The organism is Pseudocitrobacter corydidari (assembly GCF_021172065.1).
Taxonomy (GTDB): domain Bacteria; phylum Pseudomonadota; class Gammaproteobacteria; order Enterobacterales; family Enterobacteriaceae; genus Pseudocitrobacter; species Pseudocitrobacter corydidari.
Genome location: NZ_CP087880.1, coordinates 2,800,636 through 2,823,968 on the forward strand (window position 1 = coordinate 2,800,636; position 23,333 = coordinate 2,823,968).

Here is a 23,333-nt window from a genome sequence, read left to right on the forward strand (position 1 = left end):
TGTTCTTCAACCAGCCCGGCATTTGCCGGGCTGGTTGTTATTCAAAGTGAGGCGTTATCACGATTATATCGCTTCCAGCAATATGGGTTAGTCAGAAACCGCTACGTTATTATTTTTTCATATTTTTTGTGAAGATTATTTTATCTTCATCAATACCATAGTAATGACGTATTCTGGCCTCTTTAATAAAACCCTGCTTGCTATAAAAATCACGCGCCGCGCTAAAATCATGAAGACTCGACGTCTCGACGATCAATAGCCTGGCGTGTTTATTTTTCAACACATTCTCAACCTGATTAATTAAGGCGTTGCCAACCCCCTGACGCTGATGAGAAGGACTCACCCAGAGCATCAATAAGTTCCAGACATCACTGGTCATCACCTCTGGAGCACAGTACGCAACGCCCGCGAGGCCTTGTTGATCGGCACTAAACCATAACTCATCCGATTAACCAGATAAATAATTATTGAGCGTTTCCCGAACGAGCAGCAATCCTTCATCATCAAATTGACCACTTTTGTTTAACATATCAAGCAGGGGCTCTCTATCAGAGGTTTCGATGGCTCTAATTAGCATGTAAATTCCTTTTATAACGGTAAAACCTGAAACAATTAATAAAAATAATACAGCACCGACAAGTATGTTTTAAATATAAAATATAAATACATTTCAAGCACTCATTGAGTTCAAGAATGTATCTCTCGGCACGTTATTGTTACTCAATCGGGAGTAAGAGATAAATAATTCTTTGCCAGAGATTCAGACTGTTGCCATTTGTTATGGCTAACGGAAGGGAACAAAAAATGACAAAAGGTTGTTGCCAGGCTTTGAGGGGGCGTTAGCGCGGTGAAAGAGTTTGAAATGGTGCGATAATAGGAACATAACACAACCCATATAACCATTGATAAATATACACATTCTCTTGTTTCATCTTTATAAATGCCCCCTTTTGTGCCCCCGGCTTGTTTTTCATGCGACTCAATGAGGTTTCATTGAGTCGCCAATATCACCAATTTCTTCACTGACCGTGCTAATTTTCTCGGCCCTTGAAGTCTTCCTCACTGCCGCGATCGGCTAAGAACAATATTACTTACTTCCCGATACGAATAACTGTTCATTAATCCGCATGCTCTCCTGGCATGAAGGATATCTGTCACGGTCAAATATGATGCTGGTCCCTGTGAGCTAAATCCTCTGCGATCGATACGAACCAGTTCATACTTATCTACCAGGAAGTTAACTGCATCGGCCAGGGTAATACCAGCATCAATATGTTCCTTAATAACAGTTTCATCACTGAACGGCGTGTCGTTCAGTGTCAGGCCATAATGTTGTTCCAGCAGACGCGTGAGTAGCATTTGCCAGACAGCCACGGGCGACAAGCATGGCTTCGCAGCCCGCAGGGTTGTTGCAGGTTGATATTTCATTTTGTTCTCGCGAGATTAATTAATATTGAGAGGGATAAATGGCAATGTATACGTAGCCGCAACTACCAAGAGTATCGGCTTCGCACGTGAGTCCATTGTGATAGAGCGTGACGCAGTGCTGATGCCCGGGAGAGAGTTCTCCGCTGGTGAGCATCAGTTCCAGTTGCTTAAGTATCAACGGAAAGGCCTGATCCAGATGTAGCGCGTCATCGTCGCTGAAAGCACCTTTGAATCCAGCTCGGTCAGCGAGAAAATGCACCAGGTTGCCTTCCTGTACCAGACGAGCGCCAAAACAGGGTTTGATCGTGCGCTTTAGTCCCCACTGCTGGCAGGTAAGATTCTCCGGTTTGTTAACGGATTCTGATTGATTATTCATTATTGTTCCTGATTAAAGGGAAGGATTAATTGAGAGTGACACTTCGAAGAATGACATAGGGACCATTGCGATCCTGACGACGTTCAGCAAATACGGCCAGAACGCCGCGTATATCTTCCACCTCGCGGCCAGCATAATGGCAGATACTGCCTGACCATTTATATTTGCCTTTACAGAAGCGAAACAGCCGGGATCTAGGGTGCTGACGGTATATCGCCATCGCCTGACGTTTGCTGATAATTTTCATGCTATTGCTTTCCTCTGAAATTACAGCCAGCCCCGTTCAGCAAATGAGACGATATCCATTCCACCAACCACCAGGTGGTCCAGCAACCGGATATCTACCAGATCCAATGCCTGTTTAAGACGTTCTGTGATTCGTCTGTCAGCATCGCTGGGTTCTGAATGCCCAGAGGGGTGATTATGTGCGAGTACGGCCGCTGCTGCGTTATGCTTCAGGCCTGCCTTCACCACTTCGCGTGGATGCACACTTATGCTGTTGATGGTTCCGAGGAACAGTATGTCATCGACAATAAGCCGGTGCTGATTGTCCAGCCACAGGACTGTGAATGCCTCGCGATCCAGTGGGGCAAGCTGCAGGCGTAGCCAGTCGCGGACGGCGTGACTGGAAGTAAAGGCCGCGCCAGGTTCACGTAACTGTCTCTCCAGTAAAGCCAGCGCTTCCAGGATGGTTCGCTGTGCAGAGGCAGGTAATTCACAGGCAAACAGCGATAGCTGCTGTTTCATGGTCATCCCCTTTAATCGATGAGGTGCATAATGGAACTGCATTCGGGGTGATTCAGTGCATAGTCCCGAAGCCGGTAATAGTGAGCAGTCATGGCATCACACTCCGTGCGGCAGGCATGGTGACTGTATTCCAGCAGACAGGCCGCGATACCCGCTGCCTCAGCGCTCATTTCAGCACTGTTGCCATTCATGGTATTGAACAGTGTCCATTTATCACCGGTGTCACCATCCGGCTCCGGAGTCATAAACACGCCGCCGTTGCTGAGTGTGTAAAAATTCCAGATGCCGCCGTGGTAATCCTCACAGAGCCGGTCCATCCACGCGAAGATGCGGGGCTCCAGCAGTATCCACTGCGGGATACCGGCAAAATGTTGCGGCCAGAAATGAAGTCGCTGTGTATCAGGCAGCAGCGTGGCGGTGATGGTCGGGACCTGTTCTGTGTCCGCTGTCACGGACGAATGATTCATGTTCATGGGTGTTCCTTGTGTAAGAGTGTGAGTACGCCGTTCAGAGAAGGGCGGTGGCGTGAGTAATAATGAAAATCAGGGGGAGAAGAGCAGATATGTGGAGATGTGCTGTGCAGAAAGAAACCGCAGCGCGTCAGTCTGGCATTAACAGCAGACATAACCGGGGACACGAATGTGCATAACCATCGATGTCGCTCAGGCAGGGCCATACGCCACCGATATCTGCCAGTCTGCACAAGCTGAGTTCGCCAGGCAGGTATGCGCACCAGGCACAGAGGTCATCATCGGAGATGGAACGGCAGAAAGCAGCATCGCTCAGGGAACCAGGATAAACGCCGGCCTTGTGGATATTTTCAGGGAGAACGGGCATCAGCTCAGTACCTGCTGCATCTCTTCAGCCATCACCCACAGCGCGCGGTTGAGCTTTATGTCGCTGTCGATACCGTTCACTGCCCGCGTGCGGCTGCGTTTGCCCTGTACGGAACGACCGGATAACCCGCCTTTCTGTAGGTTTTCCTGCAGACGATTGAAGACCGTCCAGAGGTCGTTCTGCTCATCCTGCCAGCGGCGTGGTGCCAGAATCTGCGTCTCTGTGACCGGTTGATGCTCTTCTCCAAAACGGTACGTCAGGGCTGCTTTCGCCAGCGCCTGCTGCGCCGGGGGAGGCAGCAACAGAGACTGCATGGCATCACGCTTCTCCTCCACCCGGTCAAATACGCCGAGCACCTCATAAGCCCCCTCAATGACCTTTTCCACCACATCGCCTTTATGCGGTACGCGAACCTCACCGAAGGACGTCCCGCAGACCAGGCCGTTACAGCAGACACTACGGAACAGCCCCGGCAGCATCTGGTAGCTGCTGGAGCCGTCATGCGAGTTGAGCAGAATAATTTCCGGGACCTGCTGACCGGTGATTTGCCCGGCACGGCGCAGGCGCAGCATATGCTTCGTGTGTTCCCGGCGGCTCTGGTCACGGACACGGGTCTGGCAGGCAAAGAAGGGTTGAAAACCTTCGCGCTGGAGGCTCTCCAGCAGGGTGATGGTGGGGATATAAGCATACCGCTCGCTGCGGGAGGCATGCTTGTTTTCACCGAACACACTGGGGGTATGCTGCATCAGTTCATCATGGGTTAAGGGACGGTCGCGACGAATCAGGTTAACGCGACCAAAGCGGCTGGCTAATTTCATGGGGTTTACCTTTGTGGATGACATAAACGAAAAAGCCCTGCTCGTATGAGCAGGGCTTCAGAGAGGGTGTATCAGGGAACGGCGGGATTCTGTAGTGACAGCAAAAGTTACCGCGTGGTTACTTCGGATCCGTATTGGTTGGGTTATTCTCTGCCGGTAAAGTGGCTTCAGCAGGCGTAGCCGTTAAGCCCCCCTGGATAATTTTGTGTTTAGCAAAAGCCTCCGGCATCGCATTGATGCAGTAAGTGATATAAAAGACATTGAAGATAATGACGTAGAACACATTCATCTTCAGTTCGAACTTAAAGGTGTTCAGTACATAACTCTGCAGTGCTGTTCGGGCTTTAAATGCCCAGATGATGTACATCACGGCACTGGCAATAGATAACACGCCGCCGAGCATGGCAATGGCATCCATGGTCGGGTCATAACCATAGAGTTCCGGGTCGGTGGTGCCCATTACACTGAGCTGGCGCGAAATGCCGTAGCAGATGGCTATCCACAGCACATAAAGGTCAGAAGAGAACGGGACCTTAGTGGTATCAATAATGATGCTTTGCTTACGGTAGAGCCACATTAGTGGATAGATACCGAAGGTAACGAAAGAGAGTAAGACAAAATTCAGCGTTTTTGTGTTCAGTCGGGCGCTGAGGTCGGTAATGGCAGGCATGGTTTATCCTTAAAAGGTTGAAGTTTCACAAGCGGAAGTAAAAGAGACGGTATTCAGTCAGATGGAGACGGGTTATTTTCCGGAGTACATGTGGTTGCGGACTTTCACCCACCATTTACCGTTACTGATTTTGTAATCAACTTTTTCGTCATTACATTCATCAATTTCGGGGCCGACGTATTTTCCGGTTTCAAGGTTCAGGACAGCGATATTGCCTGCCGGGCAGGACATGCCCATATCGGTATGCAGAATAGCGAATTTGCCTCCGGAGGCTGCGACAGACGTTCCTGCGCCCAGCGTCATCATTTCATCGCTGTCGATATGGACCCACTCCTGTTTTCCGCCGCAGCCATTGCACCACAGACCATCCCCGTTTACGGTGCTGGCCAGCGTATAGGTGCTGTCAGGGATACTGACCTGGGTTGTGATGGTGGCGGCCACCGCAGGGATTGCCAGGGGCAATATCGCGGCACTCAACACCACATTCATTAAACTTTTCATTATTCACCTCACTGATTGGCGTCCCAGAACTCTTTAAAGCCACGCCCGCTGATTTTAAACTTGCCGGTAATATCAGAGAGCGTGACGACATGGCCATATTCACGCAGATAATTCACCAGCCATTGCTGAGTGGCTTTACCCCGAATAATCAGGGATATCTGGCATTCGCCTTTTTTCTGCCAGATATGCCGCTCCCCCTGAACCGGGTGTTCATTCAGCGTCAGTGTCACGCTCTCAGCCTCCGGCGTCTGGCAGGTCTTCTTGTTTCTCTCATTGGTCTTCACCTGGATATATTCATATCCAGGCGTGTCATCCATGGAAAACGTGCTGTTTCGGTTAATCGTGTAGTAATACTCTCCGCTGGCATATCCCCAGTCTCCGTCGGCCATAGCCGGTGAGGATGAGAGAGCCAGAAGTGCCAGTGCAGGCAGGGTCAGTTTCTTCATGTTTATTTCCTTATGGGGCAAAGGTATCGACGAGGAAAATCATGGCGAACACGATGAATATCGTGAGCAGAACGTTGATGATGAAGCAGCGGAAGATTTTCCGTGCCAGCCGGTGCGGGAATGCCATCGGGAACCTCAGTCTCTGACAATGAGAAAGAAGAGTAACCCGGCAAGAATCGGGTCAATTATCATCGCGAGAATAAACCATCCCCAGAATGACCTTCCGGCACCTTTGGCCAGAAACCCCAGCACAATGGCCAGAAAAATCCATAACAAAACCAGTGGCATGTCATCTCCTTACAATGTTTGGATGTGCGTCTCCATATCTGTTTTATTTCAATCAGATAGCAGCATTTCAGCTCAAGTTTATAACCCGGGTGAGTGAAGGGATAATGAATAAAACAGATCGGAACGATCGACAAAATCGATCATGAACAAGCAAAACTCTTTATCGCTGGACGTGCAAAACTAATCGAAAAAGAAGGACCAGACGCTGCGGGCCACATGGGCAACGGTGTGTGTCACAGCCTGCAGGGCCTGCCGGACAAGCAGTGGCAGTGGTGCGCTGTCAATGACGTAGTCAAGGGTATCAACAACGGCGTCGCCAAAGCTGCTGCGGGCGGTTTCCCTGACGGGCGCGGAGTGATATGACTGATGCAGATGAGGCAGCAGCGGGCTGCGTACCTGCTTTGGGAGGCGATTTATCATCTGCTCCACGATGTGGGCCAGGTGATAACGCCCCTTCACTGAAACAGGAATAACAGCATCTTCCTGTATACCCAACTGACTGGCGACGGCCTGCTGTTTACGTTTAATGTGTTCAAGCTGGCCGGGCGATGGCATCGCAGTGTGTTGGTTCCACTGCTCGGATGGCTCTACTTTATCCACCTGATTGAGCACCCAGAGTACCGGCGGCATGGTGTTACCGCACCGGGCCTGAATGAACTGATAAAACGTCTCTTCCACGGAGAATGCCCGGTCGTCCGCCTTTAGTACCCACAGCACCATATCCAGCTTCGGGAGCTGCTCCCGATAGAGCTCACGGTATTCAGTGTCCCGCTGCAGGTTTTCACCCACGCCAGGCAGGTCCACCAGCGTAAGGTAATGCTGACCAAATCGCAGACGTACACGCTGTGGTTCACGGGTACAGGCCTCCACGGCATTAACTGCGCAGACTTCGCTGCGGAACAGGGCATTGCAGAGCGACGATTTACCTGCACCTGTTTTTCCCATAATACCAATGACAGGTTCGTAAGTAATAAGCTGGCTGAGCTCCTTAATCAGCGTGTGGCGTAATGTACGGGGATAGCGGCGTAAATGGCGGCGGATAATCTGATATCCGGATGGTTGTTTCATTGAATACTCCTCAGAAATAAAACAGGCCATCCCGGAGGATAGCCTGATGAATAAGTTATGCTGTTATTCAATAAAGTAATATATACATGAGATTTTTTTAATCCCGAGCTACCTTGTTTTTCTTTTTTATTCCTGTATTAGTAACATCTTCTTTCTTTGCTTTTCGTTTTTCAGATTTCTCTTTTTTTTCTTTAGCTGTACGATAAGTTAAGTCATCGGAGAAACTTATAGCACGAATATTACCCAATGTATTGAATCGCATTGCTTGTAATTGAAAAAATGCCTTGTGTCCCTTTGGTGTATTTGTTAGAGCCTTTACTATACGTTTTTTAAAACTAGATACATAGCTACCTACTAAACTTGGAAATTCATCTATAAGTATATCTCTCTCATTTTCAAAATGTCTTATTCTATTTCCCGGGCTGCGCATTATCAATCCGGGAACATCATCACTACAAGGTTTGTGCTGTGACTCAAAATAATAAAAGCATCCGCACTGATCATCTTCCCTTTCGTTAGTTGGTCTTGACTCCAGCCATTGATTCCATATATCAGAAACAAGCAGATGATTTAAATCACCACCCTCAAAGAAAAAATTAACCAGATAAAAAGGACGAAAATCCTCATCCACTAAAATAAGGCGAGAGTATCCACAGACTGGTGTGTATCTCTTATTGGATTTCATCTTTTTTATGATTTTATCAAAGCGGCGCTTTAGTTCTTCTGTTGATAATTTCAAAGCCTCCTGTGGGGATTTTTTTTCAAGATCTTTATGCTGTTCAACCCACTCGTAAGAAAGATAAAAAGCAAATGGCAATAAGGATAAACTTCCATGCTGAGATGTTAATCGCTGATAATGTTCATTCAAAGATTGCTCAGTATCTTCTTTGTCTTTAATCGATTTAACCAAACGTTCTCTCAGATATTTTGATCGCCCGTTACTTTGTTCAATGGGCAAACTTACTAAAATCTCGGTTTGATCTCTATAGCGATAATTAGGATTTCCTCTGCGGGGAAAGGATGGTGGGTTAAGTTGTAGATCGTAGATATCATCGAGCAAATTTGACAAACTCACTGACTTATCAGATGTTCCTGAACTATTGAGATCAACTAAAGTATATCGTTCACTAATATCACCGTAATATTTTAGTTTCGCCTCATACCCGTAATCCTCCTTACGTAAATTAAATGCGATGAAATCCTTCATCATGTCTAATTGTCTTTTTTTACCCACCATCCTGCCACCCCATTCAAAAAGTAATGATTCTCATTGGCAATGAGATTACTATCCATATGAGGTAAAACCTTAACGAGTTTATGGGGTATTTTAAAGCAAAATCGTGGTGTTTTTTGTCTTAAAACATACATATTTTATTGAAAATACGTATGTTTTTTGATGTTTTTTTTTAGCTTCTGAACGTCACTTTCAGCGGACCTGAAGATCCCGTATCGATGTTGATCATGAAAGGTCGATATCTGAAACTACGGAAAACAACTCCAGCACAGGAAGACATTTTCTGGCCTGATATGGTTACCTGAGTTGACTGGATTGACACCTCTACGATTTTATCGACCTTCTACTGATTTATATCACCTCGCTCAAAAATAATGACCTGACATGATATCTATGTCAAACTTTTCAGATACAGTAGATTAAAGAAATTCAAGGTGGTAGTACTTTGTTAAAGCTTCTATGGTGTTACATGTATTAAGCCATCAGTTCAGATACATTAGTGATGGTCTTAAATAAGGTATATTTATATAACTATAAGGAAGTGCAATTCTTAAATCCAAGATCATAACTCCCAGTTCATTACTAATCCTACAATACATCACCATGCTTATCTCATACATGCCATCAACCCAATACAGCTATCTACCTCCTTGAGTGATATCACAAGTCTATACCATCAGACTATCGCCTACCTAGTTTATCAGATCATCTATCCATACAATCAATACTCCCACCTATTCCCGTGAAACTCATAAATTACATACACCGCTCTTCTGATGTTACCTAACACTCAGGAGCAGAAGATGCATTACGAAATAGAGACCAATGGCAAATACCAGATGAACGAACAGATACTCAGTGATCTAGTCGAACACTTCTACAGACTACTTACCAAATATTCAAAGGTGATCCCGTTACGTATGGACTTCGGATATCGACGTACAGATCTCTACCGTTATCCGGATGACTGGGATATGTATCGCCTTGCTGAGGAGCTAATGCGTGATGGAAAAATAGTGGGTTATTCATGGGTGATGGAATACTCACCCCGCAAGAGACTTCATTTCCATGCCATGTTCTATCTCGATGGTCAGAGTTTTAAAAGTAGTTATCGAATAGCAAGATATATTGGTGAGAGGTGGATAGCCAAAACAGAGGATGAAGGGACCTTCCATATAGCGAACAGAAAATCCTATCATCAGGTAAGTGGTACGAAGATGATTCACCATAACGACAGAGCCCGCCAGAGGGAAATTGAGTACATCCTCAGCTATATGGCAAAGGGAGATCAGAAAGAGGAATTTGAAGAACTTATTTACGGCACCAGCATAGTTCCACCAAACAGTGGACGTGGTCGGCCAAGGAAATACTGTAAGACAGAAAATATACTTCAACAACTCTGTTGTAGATAGTTAATACAGGATGTTCAAAAGTTACATCCCGCACTCATCATCTGAAGGAATCACATCTCATTCGTAATTCCTTCTCCATTCACTTTACGGAGAACAAGATGATGAATACCGATGTCCCTGTCCTGAATGACCAGTTCGTCGACATGAAGTTTATTACCCGGTTAACCGGCTTAACGGATAAATGGTTCTACAAGCTTATTCAGGATGGGGCATTCCCTAAGCCTATCAAACTGGGACGAAGCTCTCGCTGGCTACAAAGCGAAGTGGAAGCCTGGTTACAGCTGCGTATCGCTGAATCACGGGGCTGAACACGCATGACGAAGAAACATACCCGTAAGACATGGCAGGCCCCGGTACGCTGGATTTGTCTGCAGTGTCATCGCCAGTACTGTGGTGAGCGTATGTGTCCGTACTGCTACAGCACAGTCAATGTGATAGCCGCCACAGCTCACTGAGCCATCCCCTCAGCATTACCCACTCATACACGTAAATCTATACCCCGCCAGTTACCGCGCATGACGCTGCCCATACCGGGACGGCCTGTGCCTGCGTGTCATATGGCGGTAAGGACTATTACTATGTACGCAAAATCATTCATGGCCCGCAACAGTGCTGGTCGCCTGACCGGTGCCAGAACCGCATTACGCTCTCCACATCCCCTGAAGCAACATTAGGTTCGCTTTTGATACCACACCGTAAAAAGCCATACGTTTTTTCATCGATCATATGGCTAAGCATATTAATGAATCAGGTTCATAGAGCCTACCCGGCATCCTGGCATTATCTCCAAGAGCGAAGTCGCTAATATGTCCTTTCCTATGAGTGTTCAGACAGATGGCTATGCTCGATTCTAAAACGCCTTTGGCAAGTAAAATGACGAAGAATACCGGACTTACTTTTGTACTCATTCTCAGCGCATTAATGGCTGTTACTTCGTTATCAACCGACATCTATCTTCCAGCTATGCCCGTCATGGCAAAGGATTTGCAGGGTGATGCAGAGCTGACGATCACAGGGTTCCTTATCGGCTTTTGCATTGCACAACTGATTTGGGGACCAATTAGCGATCGTTATGGACGCCGTCTACCGCTGTTTATCGGTTTAGGTCTATTTATCATCGGCTCGGTGGGCTGCGCGTTATCAACAGATATTGTACAAATTGTCTTCTGGCGAGTTTTTCAGGCGTTAGGTGCCTGTACTGGGCCGATGTTGGCACGAGCAATGATCCGTGACCTGTTTAGCCGCACTCGCGCAGCACAAATGCTTTCGACACTGATGATCATCATGGCTATCGCGCCGATTGCCGGGCCCTTGATCGGCGGGCAGATGATTAAAGTCACCTCGTGGCATGCCATATTCTGGCTGCTGGCGATTATCGGAACATTAATGCTGATGTCTTTATTCTGGTTACCAGAAACATTACCTGCCGAAAAACGCTCACAAACTTCCGTAACCAAAGCTTTCCAAAACTACTATGCCTTGCTAACTAACGCCAAATACATGCGTTTTACGTTATGCCTGACGTTCTACTACGTTGCAGCCTACGCCTTTATCACCGGCTCCCCGTTTGTGTACATCACTTACTTCGGCGTTGATCCGCAGCACTACGGTTGGCTGTTTGCAGTAAACATTGTTGGACTAATGGCGGTGAGCATGGTTAACAGACGTCTGGTTCACCGCTACCCACTGGAAGCGTTGCTCAGGAATGCTGTATTCATCGCCACAATTGCCGCAATAGTGCTGGCGGTCACCACCGGCTTGGGTGTAGGTGGAATTACCGTGATTGTCGGCGCTGTGTTCGTGTTCTTCTCTATGAATGGCATCATCGCGGCGACATCTACGGCTTGCGCTCTGGACACAGTGCCTAATGTGGCTGGCTCTGCGTCGGCGCTAATGGGCGCGTTACAATACGGCAGCGGCATCATCTCTTCACTTCTTCTTGCTCTGTTCAGTGATGGCACGCCATGGACGATGGGCTGGATAATTGCATTGTTTACAGCAGCCAGCGCCCTGATGGCTCTGACCGTTCAACTAAAAAAATGACTACCACATATCCGCCACGTTTATGAATTTAGCTCATAGCGCCTATTCAAGCTGCGTAATTATCTTTAACCGCAACTTCGTTAATCTGAATATATCGCGTGAATATGCAATGTGAAACACAGCGGAAACTGGCTACAACAGATAGGCACACCCCAGCCTACACGGCTGGGGTGTCATCGGAGGCTAACTAAATATTCTTATCGAAGAAGACGTCTAACTTTTGCATCGCCTGGTCAACGTATTTAGGCACCCAATACGTCTCAATGTGGGTAGCACCATCGATCAGGAAGAGTTCTTTGTCCTTCGTACCGGTCGCTTTAGCGAACGCATCTTCAGTCATATAGAGCGTATCGGCTTTTGTACCGGCAATCATCAGCAGTGGTTTATTGATGAGAATGATATGGTCCGTTACGTCAAAGCTCATCAAATCCAGAAGACTGCTGGTGGTGTATTTAAACGTGGAGTTCGGGTGTGCGTGGGTTTTCCAGTAGTACTCGTAGCCCTGGCGATATAAGGCAAAAGGTAACTTAGCAATCTGTTCATCAGTCAGGTTGGCATCGCCGGAGTAAAGCACTTCGCCTCCGGCTGCTTCCTGAGCACGAGCGTCAGAAGCCTGCTGAAGACGCTGCTGGATACTATCCAGCTGTGAATTCTGAAAACCGTTGCGGCGCACAAGTCCTGAATTAAACATGCTGATGGTTGCAATCGATTTGAACCGTTTGTCTGTTTCGGCAGCAACCAGTGAATAACCGCCACCACCGCAAATGCCAAGCAGCCCGAGGCGGGCGGTATCAACACCAGGATACTGGCTGATGTAGTCAGCCATCCCGTGGATATCTTCGATGCGATTAGCAGGTTTATCCACGCTGCGTGGCATTCCGCCGCTAGCGCCCTGATAAGCCGCATCGGCGGTGATAGTGATGTAGCCCTGTTCGGCGAGACGCTGGGCATACAACCCGGCGACCTGTTCTTTTACGCCGCCATTGGGATGTGCAACCACCACCGCAGGGTATTTTTTGGCGGGATCGTAGTTAGCAGGGGTATAGACATTTGCGGCAATCTGAATGCCATGCAGATCGTATTTTACCGAATGAATGTTGACCTTGCCTTTGACGTTCTCGGTGATGGCACCGTCATAGGCCAGTGTGAAAGGATTTTGTTTGTAATCAGCCGCATTGACTGAGGTCACCCCGGCCATTGCCGTGAGTAGCATTGCACTGATAAGCGTGAATTTCATGGTCTCTCCCGATGAGTGTCGGCCTGATTATTCAGGCTCGCGGAATCAAATTTGCAGACTCAGGTTAGGTGGAGAGGGCTGTCAGCATCGTGACAGGGAAATAACATTTTTGTCAGGAAACAGACTGGGATGGGGAAGCATTTCTGACAACGCTGTCAGGTAACCGTCAGCTTTATGTTGGCAATCAGAAGGCACAATGGTCTCAGTAACAGGGTTGTTCAGGCATTGAAGTACCGTTGAAATGTTAAGAGGAAGTCCCGTTATGCGCCTGTTGTTAGTCGAAGATGAAGAAAAAACGTCAACCTATCTCAACCGTGCGTTGAGTGAGTCCGGATTTACGGTAGATGTCTCTGCAGACGGAGCTGAAGGTCTTCATTACGCGCTGGAGTTCGACTACGACGCGATAATACTGGATGTGATGCTGCCGGGGATGGATGGCTACCGGGTGCTCGAGGGTGTGCGAGCAGCCAAACAGACGCCGGTGCTAATGCTTTCGGCTCGCGGCTCGGTCGATGAACGCGTTAAAGGGCTTCGCCTTGGCGCGGATGATTACCTCCCCAAGCCCTTCTCGCTTATTGAGCTGGTGGCGCGTATTCAGGCACTGGTGCGTCGCCGCGCTACGGATGGCGCAGACATCACTCAGTTGCAGATTCACGATCTGCATCTCGACCTGCTGGCTCGCCGGGTATTTCGCGCCGGAACGCGACTGGAACTGACTGCGAAAGAGTTTTCCCTGCTGAGCCTTCTGGCCCGGCATCAGGGGGAGATTCTGTCAAAAATGATGATTGCGGAGCAGATATGGGACATGAATTTCGATAGCGATGCCAACGTGGTTGAAGTGGCCATTAAACGCCTGCGAGCCAAAGTGGATGCGCCGTTCGATGTCAAACTGCTGCATACCGTTCGTGGCATGGGTTATGTCCTCGAAGTACGGTCCGAATAAATGAAGGGGATAAACATGCCTGAGCGTTCCATCTCCGTTCACCTGGCGCTGATGTTTGCCTTATCCGCGCTGCTGATTGTGTCCGTTATCGGCATCCTGCTCAGAAGCTCCTTGCATGACTCTTTGCAAAAGCAGATGCACAACGAACTGCTGTTCCGAGAATCATTAATGAGTCCGTGGATCACCGCCCGAACCTCGGCTGACGGCTGGTCGACGCTGGCCAATAAATTCACCTTATTAACCAATTCTGAAGGCGAGCGCGTTCGCTACTGGATAGTAAGCGATAACCCACGCTTTAGCATGGGGGGGATACCGCCGGTGGGCGTTCAGTGGTCTTCTTTACAGGAAGGCTTTAATAAAGTACCCGGCGCATCGGAAGGCGCATGCTCACTTTTTCTGCTAGTGAAAACAATTCCCGCCAACGGAGAAAGGCCTGAGCTGCGTTATATTGTTGCCATCGACTCCACGCCGTACATGGGCACACTGAACGCCTTCACCAGGACGCTGATCATCATAGCCGCACTGGGCGTCGTGATTGTCGCCTTGCTGGGATACATCGTATCAAGGATCGGTCTTCGTCCCGTTCAAGCACTCAGTAAAGAGGCCGAGCATCTTGCACCGGGAGACCATGGCCAGCGCCTGAACACCCGCGCTTTGCCCGAAGAACTGCAGCAACTAGCGTCATCATTTAATGGTGTGTTAGAACGTCAGGAAATCGCCTGGCGTCAGCTCGACAGCTTTAACGCCGATGTTGCTCATGAACTCCGTACCCCGCTGACAAACCTTATCGGCCAGACGCAACTGGGACTCTCACGCCGACGTTCGCATGATGAACTGGAAGAATTATTGGGTTCCAATCTGGAAGAACTTGAACGCATGACGTCTATCGTTAACGATATGCTGTTCCTGTCCCATGCCCACGCGGGTGAACATGCGTCCCAGTTGACCCAGGTGTCCTTGCGAGAAGAAACCCTGAAAACAGCGGAGTATGTGGAACCTTCTTTTGCTGAAAAACAGCTTTCTCTGGATGTGGAAGGAGACGTCACCGCCCACATCGATCGGCGGCTGTTCCACCGTTCACTGGCTAATTTACTGGAAAACAGCGCAAGGCATTCGCCGTCCAATAGCACGGTTACGGTGCGGTTAAGCGAAAAAGGTCATCACGCCTGTGTTGAAGTGTCAAATCCGGGCGAACCAATAGCACCAGAACACTTACACCGGCTTTTCGAGCGGTTCTATCGCGTTGACACCTCACGGGCGAGAAGTGATACCCACCATGGGCTGGGCCTGTCGATCGTACGTGCCGTCGCCATTATGCACAGGGGAGATGTCTTTGCCCGGAGCGAGAACGGTATCAATACCTTTGGGCTGACGTTTGCTAAACAGCCTGATCCTATCCGCACAAAGGACCCCATGTCAGAGCCTCTTCCCTCTATGCCTGCTGACAAAATTGTCAGAGAGCCGTCAGTCTGATGTCAGGCTATCTGCGCCAGAATCACTGCTAAGACTCACCACTGCTGATTAAAGGAAGGAAACAGTGAGAATAAGAAAGGTATTTAGCGGGTTTCTGGCGATGATAGTTATGGGGTTTTTAGGGCAACCCGCGTTCGCCGCAGAGGACTCATCCACACCGTCCCGCACGCTGATAATCTATTTTTCCCAGCCCGAGGAAATGAAGCCCGATGCCGTGGACGGTTTTTCCGGGGCCAGCGTATTGCAAAAAAATACGCCGGAGACCGGCAGCACGCAGTTTGTTGCGCAGCTGATTCAGAAGCAGACTGACGGTGACCTGTTTCGTATTGAAACCGCTACCCCCTACCCTCGTCAGCATGATGCACTGTTACGCGTTGCCGAAAAGGAACAGCAAACTAGCGCCAGACCATCACTCAAAACGCCACTCCCCGATCTTAGCGATTACGACACCATTTACGTTGGCTATCCCATCTGGTGGTATACCATGCCCATGGTGATATATAGCCTTTTTGAGCAAAATGACTTTGCCGGTAAAACGGTCATTCCCTTTACCACCCATGGCGGCAGCCGGTTAGCCGACTCTCTGCGGCAAATTGCCCGCATACAGCCGCAGGCCAGGTTAGTCACTCGTGCACTCTCTGTCTCGCGCAATGATGTTTCAGGCCCTGACATCCCCGCGCAGGTTGAGCAATGGGTAAAACAAGTTCAGCCACAGCGTTAATTCCTCGACATGAAGAAAATTTATATTTTCCAGGTCATGCAGGATACGCTGATGACGTTACTTCTACTGGTGCTGATGGGGTTTCACCTGCACGGTGAAATCATACATGAATGGGCAGGGATTATTTTTACGCTGCTCATCATGTTGCATTTATACCTAAATCGGCATCGATTATGGTCATTGTCGCCGAATATTCCGTTAACAATGCGGGTCGTGAACAGAGCCGTTAATGCCTTGACATTCGTTGTTATTCTGACTGCGATTGTCTCTGGCATTATGCTGTCCCGACATATTCTTCTGGGGCTACCGTTCCACAACCCGGCGAACTGGGTCAGAAAAGTACACATGACCTCGGTCCATTGGGGAATGCTCATTCTGGCACTGCATATCGGCTTGCACTGGAAAATGCTGGCCACGTTTTTCTGCCGAGTCCTGAACATCTCCGGCAACTCACACGTTGCCAATATCATTACGCCGGGCGTTTTTTCGCTCATCGCACTTGTGGGTTTATACGAGTTACTAAGCACGGACTATCTCGATTATTTGCTGATAAAGGTCGATTTCTCCTTTTTCGATTACGATGAATCGGCCCTTCTTTTTTATTTCCGCAACCTGGCCATGATTGTTTTATTTGCATTAATGACGCGCTTTCTGCTTTGGCTTTTTATATTTAGAAAATGCAAAGCGATGTCACCACAATAGGGGTTAACTGACAGAATTGTCAGGCTGCCGTCAGTCTGACGACATGTCACCCTGATTAGAATCATTGCAGACCCTCTCCATCATCGTAGATAAGGACGCTTTGCATGATCAGACATTTACGTTACCTCGGGCTGTTACTGCCTTTCTTCACATGTTCATCCTTGGCAGCGGAGCAAAATCCCGCTGTCCATATCGTCCCCGCAGGAAGTCAGAACGCGGTATATGGGCCAGCCGAAAACTTTACCGGTCGCGTCCGGGTTGATCCCCTCTTCAGGCCTGATAACGACATCAGTGTTTCCGGGGCTTATGTCACCTTTGAACCTGGGGCCCGTTCCGCCTGGCATACGCATCCGGCAGGTCAGCGGCTGGTTGTGACCTCTGGTGTGGGGCTCACCCAACAAGAAGGCCAGCCGGTGCAGGTCATTCGCGCAGGCGACGTAGTCTCTTGCCCGGCGGGGGTCAAACACTGGCACGGCGCGGCACCCGGCAGCTCGATGACGCATCTGGCGATAACCGGGATTGTGGATGGCAAAAGCGTTAACTGGATGGAGAAAGTGACAGATGAACAATACCACGCCCATTAAAGCATTAGCGGCAACGGTACTGCTGACCTTTGGTTTTGGTCTCGCGGCACATGCTGCGCCCGTCAATAAAGGATCCTCAGAAATGAACCACGAAAAAAAGGTTTCAGATACGCTGTCAGCCAGCCAACAGGCTATCCCGTTGATTGCGGCATCAATGGCCAGCAGTCAGATGGATAAGCTGAATGCAGCCCTGAATCAGGGTCTTGACGCCGGGCTCACAATAAACGAAACCAAAGAGATTCTCGTCCAGCTTTATGCCTATACGGGCTTCCCCCGTAGCCTGAATGCGCTTAATGAACTGATGAAGGTCGTCGAAGCACGTAAACAACGTGGTATCAAAGACGTTGAGGGTAAAGAGCCGGTTGCCCCGATCCCTGTCGGGGATGAGCTTCGCCGTGTCGGTACCGCAAACCAGACGAAAATCTCAGGCGCTCCCGTCCAGGGCCCGCTGTTTGATTTTGCCCCGGTCATTAACCAGTTCCTGCAAACGCACCTTTTCGGCGACATTTTCGCCCGCGATAACCTCGACTGGCAAAGCCGCGAGCTGGCAACGGTTGGCGCATTAGCGGCAACACCAGGCGTGGAATCCCAGCTGTTATCGCATACGCGAGCCAGCATGCGGGTCGGCCTGACGGTAGCGCAGCTACGCCAGCTGGCACAGGTTCTGCGTGAACATGGCGAAAATGATGCAGCAATTCGAGCTGAAAAAGCGCTGCAGCAGGCGCTCGCAAACAATTAGGAGTGGATTATGGAGCATGATCCCAACCGCAGAATGTTAATCACCGCACTTGCCGGGCTGACGCTGGCGAACGTTTCTTTTCCCTCAGCTGCAACCGGAACCGCAAACGTGCAGGGTAAAAGCCGTGTTCTGGTGGCGTACTTTTCCCGCAGCGGAAATACACGGGTGATTGCGGGCGTCATTCACCGCAGCCTGAATACCGATCTGTTTGAAATCGAACCGGCTACGCCTTATCCGGAAGACTATTTTCAGACCGTTGAACAGGCGAAAAAAGAGCGTGAGCGAGGCGTAAAACCGGCATTAAAAAATAGCGTTGCAGATATCTCACGCTACGAGACCGTGTATTTAGGCTTTCCGATCTGGGGGACCAGCGTGCCGCCTGTAGTGCAAGCATTTCTCAGCAGCCACAACCTTGCGGGCAAATTACTCATCCCCTTTATTACTCACGGTGGCTACGGTAAAGGAGACAGCGACGACATCCTTGCCAGTCTCGCCCCAACTGCGCGTCGGGAAAAACCGCTGGTCATTGAATGCGACCAGGAGCGAAGAACCACTGAAACGGTAACAAGTTGGTTAGAGACAATACGCAGTTAATCGTTCGCATTCATGAGTCTGCCAAATAAGGGCAATCAGGGGTGCTAAATAATTAACGCTGACTACTCAGATATGATTGAACAGCAAAACATAACAGAGGATGTAATCTTGAAGACAATCTTAAAAACGCTGGCCATCTGCGTAATGGCGGGTGGTCTGGTAGCTCAGTCGGTATACGCCGAACCGCTGGTCATTCAGGAACAGGGAAGCTTTTCTGCGGGTGGCACCATCATTACCGCGCCAGGAACGTTTGACGCGAAAAAGCCTCTGGATTCTGCTGGCCAAACCTATCATGGCGATCATGCGTCTGTGTTCTACCAGATTCCGGAAAATCCGCATAAATATCCTATCGTCATGCTGCACGGCGCAGGTCAGTTCTCGCGCACCTGGGAAAGCACCCCGGATGGTCGCGAAGGGTTCCAGAACATATTCCTGCGTCGCGGGTTCTCAACCTATCTTGTCGATCAGCCACGCCGGGGCAGCGCCGGACGCACAACGGTAGAAGGTACGGTTACGCCTAAACCGGATGAACAGCTATGGTTCAACCAGTTCCGCGTTGGCGTGTGGCCTGAGTATTTTAAAGGCGTTCAGTTCTCTCACGACAAAGAGGCGTTGAATCAGTATTTCCGTCAAATGACCCCGAATACCGGGCCGTTTGATATCAATGTTATCTCTGATGCGATGTCCGCCGTCGTGGACAATTCCGGCCCAGCAATCCTCTTCACCCACTCTCAGGGTGGCGGACCGGGCTGGTACACGGCGATGAAAAACGACAAGGTCAAAGCCATTGTCGCCTTTGAGCCCGGCAGCAGCTTTGTCTTCCCGAAAAAAGAACTCCCTGCCCCTATGCCAAGCGCGTTTGACACGCTGAAGGGTGAGCCAGTGCCGATGGAGCAGTTTATGGCACTGACCAAAATCCCGATTCTGATTATTTACGGCGATAACATACCGGATAAGCCCGTCGCCATGCCCGCGCAGGACAGCTGGCGCGTACGTCTGGCGATGGCACGTGAGTGGCGTGACGTGGTGAACAAGCATGGCGGGGATGTCACTGTGACGCATCTGCCTGAAGTGGGAATCAAAGGGAATACCCACTTCCCGTTCTCTGATCTCAATAATGTGCAGATTGCTGACCTGGTGAGTCAGTTTTTGAAAGAGAAAAATCTGCAGTAGCCGTTTTAGAAATCACCTAAATCGTTTAAAAGAGCGCCCAACCCATAGTGGGCGCTCATCGCCTTGGGTAACTTATTCAAGTACCGGCAAAATATAATCTTTACGCGCACTTTGCCACGCAAGAACAGCGAGGCCCAACGCAATGAAGGACAGAATCGCGCCCGCCCAGTTCGGTGAGGCCAGTCCAAACCCGGCGGCAATGGTTACCCCACCGGCCCATGCCCCCAGTGCATTTCCCAGATTAAACATGCCGATATTGACCGAGGCCGCCATTGTTGGGGCTCCCGCATGGCTGGCGCGCTCCATCACCAGTTTCTGAATCGGTGAGACTGTTGCGAAGCCGAATGCCGCCATCAGGAATACTGAGATGCCGGCAACCCACTGGCTTTCAACACCAGCCCAGAATACCAGCAGCACCAGTCCCTGAGCCGCGAGGGTGACGAACAGCGTGCCAAACAGAGAGCGGTCAGCAAAGCGCCCACCAATCCAGTTGCCAACGGCAAGCCCCAGACCAAACAGCACCATTAACCCCGCCACGCCGCCTGCAGAGAAACCGGCCTCCTGCACCATCATTGGCGCAATGTAGGTAATTGAGGTGAAAAAGGCGGCCGGGCCGAAAATCGTGATCCCCATGACCAACAGCACCTGCGGGTCAACAAACGCTCTAAGTTCGTTACGTAAAGCAATCGCTTTGCCTTTCGCAATATGCGGAACCAGCACGGCTATGCTTGCCATCGTCAGCACTCCGATACCGGCAATGATCCAGAATACCAGCCGCCAGCTAAAAGTTTGCGCAAGCCAGGTACCCGCCGGAACGCCAAGCAGATTGGCTAATGTCAGCCCCGAAAACATAAAGGCAATGGCGCTTGCCTGACGTCCTGGTGCCACCAGCGATGCGGCTATAATCGAGCCGATACCAAAAAAGGCCCCGTGATTAAATGAGGTGATAATACGGCCGATAATCGCTATCTCCATTGTCGGCGCTATGGCCGTAATGATATTACCGATCGTAAAGATACCCGCCAGCGCAATCAGCATGGCCTTGCGGGGGATCTTCGCGCCGACAATCGTTAACAGCGGTGCACCAATAAATACGCCCAGCGCGTATGACGTCGCCATCATTCCCGCTTTCGGGATACTGACGCTAAATTCTGCGGCGATTTGTGGGAGGATCCCGGCGATGACAAATTCCGTCAGGCCGATACCAAATGCGCCCACGGCGAGGGCGAAAAGTGCGATAGGCATTGCAACTCCATTATTCGTTTTGTGGCTTAATAATATTAGGTAGAATTAAGTATATTCATACTTTCATTCAGATTGAGAAGCCCTATGAGCGCATTTGATAAAGAAAAAGATGGTATTCGGCAGACGAGACATAAACCGGCGGAACTGGATGCCATTGACCGAAAAATATTAAGTGCCCTGGCAGAGGACGCAAGTCGCAGCTACACGGAATTGAGCGAGATTGTGAATTTATCGGCTCCGGCAGTTCACGATCGCGTAAAACGACTGAAGCGTGATGGAGTGATCAAGGGTACCGTGGCGGTCCTGGACGGCTGCAAGCTGGGAAGGACGCTGTTAACGTTCTTGGTCATTGATACCAGTAGCTATCAGGCGACGCGCGCCCTTTTGCAGTTCACCAGCCGCAAGGAAGTGGAAGAATTGCACACCGTTGCCGGGGACGGCTGTGTCTTTATTAAAGTACGCGCTGCCGATACCGAATCGCTGGAGAATTTCCTGATGGAGATTCAGAGCCTTGAAGGTGTTCGCTCTGTTCGCAGCTATATCGCGCTTTCAACGTTCCTGGAGCGTGGCCCATCTCCTGATTCAGCTTGATAAATGCATTATTGCCAAGGATAACTCTGCTCTCTTAAAAAAGGTCTGCTGTGAGCGAGAAGCGGACTTCAACGAGGTGGCAATGTATTCATGCTCCGCAATAGGCTATGTTTATCAATTCTGAAACCATAGCAATGGAGCCTCAGTCAAGAAATGAGCTTGCCGGATAACCTAGAGAACCTCCCTGTTGTACTCATTCCAGGATTTATGCTTGATGAAACATTATGGGACGATTTTATCGCTGCATTTCCCGATAGTAGACGCTTTATTCCTGTGAGCCTGAATGGGGGAACAACAATCCAGGATATTGCCGCCAACATAGCCCAGAAACTACCTGAGCGTTTTGTTCTGGCAGGTTTTTCGTTGGGTGGCTACGTAGCCAGAGCTATTTATGAAGCTTTTCCGGAACGGACAGCGGCTATGATTCTCATTGCTACCTCTCTCAGAGAAGATTCACCAGAGCAGAAAAAAACACGCATAGCGACTGCGGTTACTCATTCCTCCAGAGCATTCAGTGGACTGAGCACCATGGCAATTAGAAAGTCGCTTCACGCTGATCTTGCCGATAATACGCCCCTTATTGATAAAATCCGTGACATGGGAAAAAGGCTGGGAGCACATGCATTCAGTGTCCAGTCAGGGCTAAACCGTGAGCGAATAACGTTAAAACCAGTTTCATGCCCGACCTATGTCATTGCAGCTGAACATGACCGGCTGCGTTCAAAAGAGGAGGCAGAAGAACTGGCCAAGCTAACCGGCACCCGTGCTGTTTATATTGACGGCTGTGGGCATCTTATTCCTCTGGAGAAACCGTATGAATTGGCCCAACTCATGTACGTATGGCTCAATAAAAAAGACCTTTGAAACTGCGAACTAAGCACCTGGTCGCGTTTTTTTAAATGTCCGCTCCTGGCACGGAGCGAACGAACGAATGCAACTGAATGTCTGCTGTGAGCGAAATGCGGTCTGGAACGAATGGTTAACCCTCATAAATCATAAATCATAAATCATGAAAAATATCGAAGAGTTACGTGCAGAACTTGTCAAAATCGGTGAAAGAATTGGAGGTGGAATAAGACCCAATTATTACTTCACCATCCCTGATATACCTGACGGTATGGCGACTCCATACCTGGAAATTCATGGCAAAGAATATCATTTCATTGTCAATGAAAGAGGTGCCGAAATAGCTCGTAAAGTGACCCTTAGTGATGATGAGATTCTTTATTGGTTTGTTGAGTGTGGTGTGGCTGGTCTGGCTACAGAGTATGCAGCCATGAATAGCTCACCTGAAATGGAATTCAGGTATGTTTATTTTCGTAAACAATATAGTTTAATGCTCTCCATCAAACCTGAATGGGCAACAAGGAAGCGCAGAGAATTTACAGAAATCCTTAGCAGACAGGTTTAAAAAGGTCACAGAATTTCTCAGAAACGTCGTGATCATCAGTTTGATTCAAGCA

30 protein-coding genes and 1 pseudogene are annotated in these 23,333 nt (G+C 49.2%); 16 read left to right on the forward strand and 15 right to left on the reverse strand.

Annotated features, from left to right (window positions below; all coding sequences use genetic code 11):
- Window positions 1–109 precede the first annotated feature (109 nt).
- The 11 genes and pseudogenes from G163CM_RS13020 to G163CM_RS13065 all read right to left on the reverse strand — a co-directional run.
- Window positions 110–427: pseudogene (locus G163CM_RS13020) on the reverse strand (GNAT family N-acetyltransferase); the annotation flags it as partial.
- A 21-nt stretch (window positions 428–448) separates the two neighbouring features.
- A complete protein-coding gene (locus G163CM_RS23450; protein WP_255689002.1) occupies window positions 449–577 on the reverse strand; it encodes a hypothetical protein in 129 nt (42 codons plus the stop codon).
- Between the two features lie 482 nt (window positions 578–1,059).
- The gene (locus G163CM_RS13025) at window positions 1,060–1,428 is read right to left on the reverse strand and encodes a TA system toxin CbtA family protein (RefSeq protein WP_231825256.1); all 369 of its coding nucleotides are present in this window, start codon (window positions 1,426–1,428) and stop codon (window positions 1,060–1,062) included.
- A gap of 19 nt (window positions 1,429–1,447) precedes the next feature.
- On the reverse strand, window positions 1,448–1,804 hold the full coding sequence (locus G163CM_RS13030; RefSeq protein WP_231825257.1) for a type IV toxin-antitoxin system YeeU family antitoxin: 357 nt from the start codon (window positions 1,802–1,804) through the stop codon (window positions 1,448–1,450).
- Between the two features lie 25 nt (window positions 1,805–1,829).
- Window positions 1,830–2,051, reverse strand: a complete 222-nt coding sequence (locus tag G163CM_RS13035) for a DUF987 domain-containing protein (RefSeq protein WP_231825258.1) — start codon at window positions 2,049–2,051, stop codon at window positions 1,830–1,832.
- 20 nt (window positions 2,052–2,071) lie between these two features.
- Window positions 2,072–2,551: a RadC family protein gene (gene radC / locus G163CM_RS13040; protein WP_231825259.1), complete on the reverse strand. Its 480-nt coding sequence runs from the start codon at window positions 2,549–2,551 to the stop codon at window positions 2,072–2,074.
- Between the two features lie 11 nt (window positions 2,552–2,562).
- The gene (locus tag G163CM_RS13045; RefSeq protein ID WP_231825260.1) at window positions 2,563–3,024 is read right to left on the reverse strand and encodes an antirestriction protein; all 462 of its coding nucleotides are present in this window, start codon (window positions 3,022–3,024) and stop codon (window positions 2,563–2,565) included.
- 363 nt (window positions 3,025–3,387) lie between these two features.
- Window positions 3,388–4,206, reverse strand: a complete 819-nt coding sequence (locus tag G163CM_RS13050) for a DUF932 domain-containing protein (RefSeq protein ID WP_231825261.1) — start codon at window positions 4,204–4,206, stop codon at window positions 3,388–3,390.
- 118 nt (window positions 4,207–4,324) lie between these two features.
- The gene (locus G163CM_RS13055; RefSeq protein ID WP_231825262.1) at window positions 4,325–4,876 is read right to left on the reverse strand and encodes a DUF4234 domain-containing protein; all 552 of its coding nucleotides are present in this window, start codon (window positions 4,874–4,876) and stop codon (window positions 4,325–4,327) included.
- A 72-nt stretch (window positions 4,877–4,948) separates the two neighbouring features.
- Window positions 4,949–5,377 carry a hypothetical protein gene (locus G163CM_RS13060; protein ID WP_231825263.1) on the reverse strand — a complete coding sequence of 143 codons (429 nt, stop codon included), beginning with the start codon at window positions 5,375–5,377 and terminating at the stop codon, window positions 4,949–4,951.
- Between the two features lie 8 nt (window positions 5,378–5,385).
- Complete coding sequence (locus G163CM_RS13065; RefSeq protein ID WP_231825264.1) at window positions 5,386–5,823, reverse strand: hypothetical protein; 438 nt, start codon at window positions 5,821–5,823, stop codon at window positions 5,386–5,388.
- On the opposite strand from G163CM_RS13065, the gene G163CM_RS13070 reads away from it, so the two are divergent.
- Window positions 5,822–6,208 (forward strand): hypothetical protein, encoded by a 387-nt coding sequence (locus tag G163CM_RS13070; protein WP_231825265.1) that lies wholly within the window; start codon window positions 5,822–5,824, stop codon window positions 6,206–6,208. The two genes, G163CM_RS13065 and G163CM_RS13070, sit on opposite strands and share 2 nt — an antisense overlap.
- A gap of 83 nt (window positions 6,209–6,291) precedes the next feature.
- On the opposite strand, the gene G163CM_RS13075 is transcribed toward G163CM_RS13070, so the two are convergent.
- Complete coding sequence (locus G163CM_RS13075; RefSeq protein WP_231825266.1) at window positions 6,292–7,179, reverse strand: GTPase family protein; 888 nt, start codon at window positions 7,177–7,179, stop codon at window positions 6,292–6,294.
- A 97-nt stretch (window positions 7,180–7,276) separates the two neighbouring features.
- Window positions 7,277–8,416 carry a hypothetical protein gene (locus G163CM_RS13080; RefSeq protein WP_231825267.1) on the reverse strand — a complete coding sequence of 380 codons (1,140 nt, stop codon included), beginning with the start codon at window positions 8,414–8,416 and terminating at the stop codon, window positions 7,277–7,279.
- A gap of 800 nt (window positions 8,417–9,216) precedes the next feature.
- Here G163CM_RS13080 and G163CM_RS13085 point away from each other — a divergent pair.
- The 4 genes from G163CM_RS13085 to G163CM_RS13095 all read left to right on the forward strand — a co-directional run bounded on the left by G163CM_RS13085 (window position 9,217) and on the right by G163CM_RS13095 (window position 11,868).
- Window positions 9,217–9,825 carry a rolling circle replication-associated protein gene (locus G163CM_RS13085; protein WP_231825268.1) on the forward strand — a complete coding sequence of 203 codons (609 nt, stop codon included), beginning with the start codon at window positions 9,217–9,219 and terminating at the stop codon, window positions 9,823–9,825.
- A 101-nt stretch (window positions 9,826–9,926) separates the two neighbouring features.
- The gene (locus G163CM_RS13090; RefSeq protein WP_231828373.1) at window positions 9,927–10,133 is read left to right on the forward strand and encodes a helix-turn-helix transcriptional regulator; all 207 of its coding nucleotides are present in this window, start codon (window positions 9,927–9,929) and stop codon (window positions 10,131–10,133) included.
- 6 nt (window positions 10,134–10,139) lie between these two features.
- Window positions 10,140–10,280, forward strand: a complete 141-nt coding sequence (locus G163CM_RS23610; RefSeq protein WP_476748433.1) for a putative zinc ribbon protein — start codon at window positions 10,140–10,142, stop codon at window positions 10,278–10,280.
- Between the two features lie 385 nt (window positions 10,281–10,665).
- Window positions 10,666–11,868 (forward strand): multidrug effflux MFS transporter, encoded by a 1,203-nt coding sequence (locus G163CM_RS13095; protein WP_231825269.1) that lies wholly within the window; start codon window positions 10,666–10,668, stop codon window positions 11,866–11,868.
- A 187-nt stretch (window positions 11,869–12,055) separates the two neighbouring features.
- Here G163CM_RS13095 and G163CM_RS13100 read toward each other — a convergent pair whose 3' ends face one another.
- Window positions 12,056–13,105: an alpha/beta hydrolase gene (locus G163CM_RS13100; protein WP_420851083.1), complete on the reverse strand. Its 1,050-nt coding sequence runs from the start codon at window positions 13,103–13,105 to the stop codon at window positions 12,056–12,058.
- Between the two features lie 262 nt (window positions 13,106–13,367).
- Here G163CM_RS13100 and G163CM_RS13105 point away from each other — a divergent pair, with 262 nt between their 5' ends.
- The 8 genes from G163CM_RS13105 (at window position 13,368) to G163CM_RS13140 (ending at window position 20,034) form a co-directional block, all read left to right on the forward strand.
- Window positions 13,368–14,048, forward strand: coding sequence for a heavy metal response regulator transcription factor (locus tag G163CM_RS13105; RefSeq protein ID WP_023320379.1), 681 nt, complete (start codon window positions 13,368–13,370; stop codon window positions 14,046–14,048).
- A 15-nt stretch (window positions 14,049–14,063) separates the two neighbouring features.
- Window positions 14,064–15,521, forward strand: a complete 1,458-nt coding sequence (locus G163CM_RS13110; RefSeq protein WP_231825270.1) for a heavy metal sensor histidine kinase — start codon at window positions 14,064–14,066, stop codon at window positions 15,519–15,521.
- A gap of 64 nt (window positions 15,522–15,585) precedes the next feature.
- On the forward strand, window positions 15,586–16,242 hold the full coding sequence (locus G163CM_RS13115; protein ID WP_420851084.1) for a flavodoxin: 657 nt from the start codon (window positions 15,586–15,588) through the stop codon (window positions 16,240–16,242).
- Between the two features lie 51 nt (window positions 16,243–16,293).
- A complete protein-coding gene (locus tag G163CM_RS13120) occupies window positions 16,294–16,944 on the forward strand; it encodes a DUF4405 domain-containing protein (RefSeq protein ID WP_231825271.1) in 651 nt (216 codons plus the stop codon).
- 104 nt (window positions 16,945–17,048) lie between these two features.
- A complete protein-coding gene (locus tag G163CM_RS13125; protein ID WP_231825272.1) occupies window positions 17,049–17,528 on the forward strand; it encodes a (R)-mandelonitrile lyase in 480 nt (159 codons plus the stop codon).
- Window positions 17,506–18,267 carry a carboxymuconolactone decarboxylase family protein gene (locus tag G163CM_RS13130; RefSeq protein WP_231825273.1) on the forward strand — a complete coding sequence of 254 codons (762 nt, stop codon included), beginning with the start codon at window positions 17,506–17,508 and terminating at the stop codon, window positions 18,265–18,267. The genes G163CM_RS13125 and G163CM_RS13130 overlap by 23 nt, the downstream gene beginning before the upstream one ends.
- A gap of 9 nt (window positions 18,268–18,276) precedes the next feature.
- On the forward strand, window positions 18,277–18,861 hold the full coding sequence (locus G163CM_RS13135; RefSeq protein WP_231825274.1) for a flavodoxin: 585 nt from the start codon (window positions 18,277–18,279) through the stop codon (window positions 18,859–18,861).
- A gap of 108 nt (window positions 18,862–18,969) precedes the next feature.
- On the forward strand, window positions 18,970–20,034 hold the full coding sequence (locus G163CM_RS13140; RefSeq protein WP_231825275.1) for an alpha/beta hydrolase: 1,065 nt from the start codon (window positions 18,970–18,972) through the stop codon (window positions 20,032–20,034).
- A 72-nt stretch (window positions 20,035–20,106) separates the two neighbouring features.
- Here the strand turns inward: G163CM_RS13140 and G163CM_RS13145 are convergent, their stop codons facing one another.
- Window positions 20,107–21,279: an MFS transporter gene (locus G163CM_RS13145; RefSeq protein WP_231825276.1), complete on the reverse strand. Its 1,173-nt coding sequence runs from the start codon at window positions 21,277–21,279 to the stop codon at window positions 20,107–20,109.
- 84 nt (window positions 21,280–21,363) lie between these two features.
- Between G163CM_RS13145 and G163CM_RS13150 the strand changes: the two genes are divergently transcribed.
- The 3 genes from G163CM_RS13150 (at window position 21,364) to G163CM_RS13160 (ending at window position 23,281) form a co-directional block, all read left to right on the forward strand.
- Complete coding sequence (locus G163CM_RS13150; protein WP_231825277.1) at window positions 21,364–21,870, forward strand: Lrp/AsnC family transcriptional regulator; 507 nt, start codon at window positions 21,364–21,366, stop codon at window positions 21,868–21,870.
- A gap of 153 nt (window positions 21,871–22,023) precedes the next feature.
- On the forward strand, window positions 22,024–22,734 hold the full coding sequence (locus G163CM_RS13155) for an alpha/beta fold hydrolase (protein ID WP_231825278.1): 711 nt from the start codon (window positions 22,024–22,026) through the stop codon (window positions 22,732–22,734).
- A gap of 145 nt (window positions 22,735–22,879) precedes the next feature.
- Window positions 22,880–23,281, forward strand: coding sequence for an Imm63 family immunity protein (locus G163CM_RS13160; protein WP_231825279.1), 402 nt, complete (start codon window positions 22,880–22,882; stop codon window positions 23,279–23,281).
- Window positions 23,282–23,333: the final 52 nt, after the last annotated feature.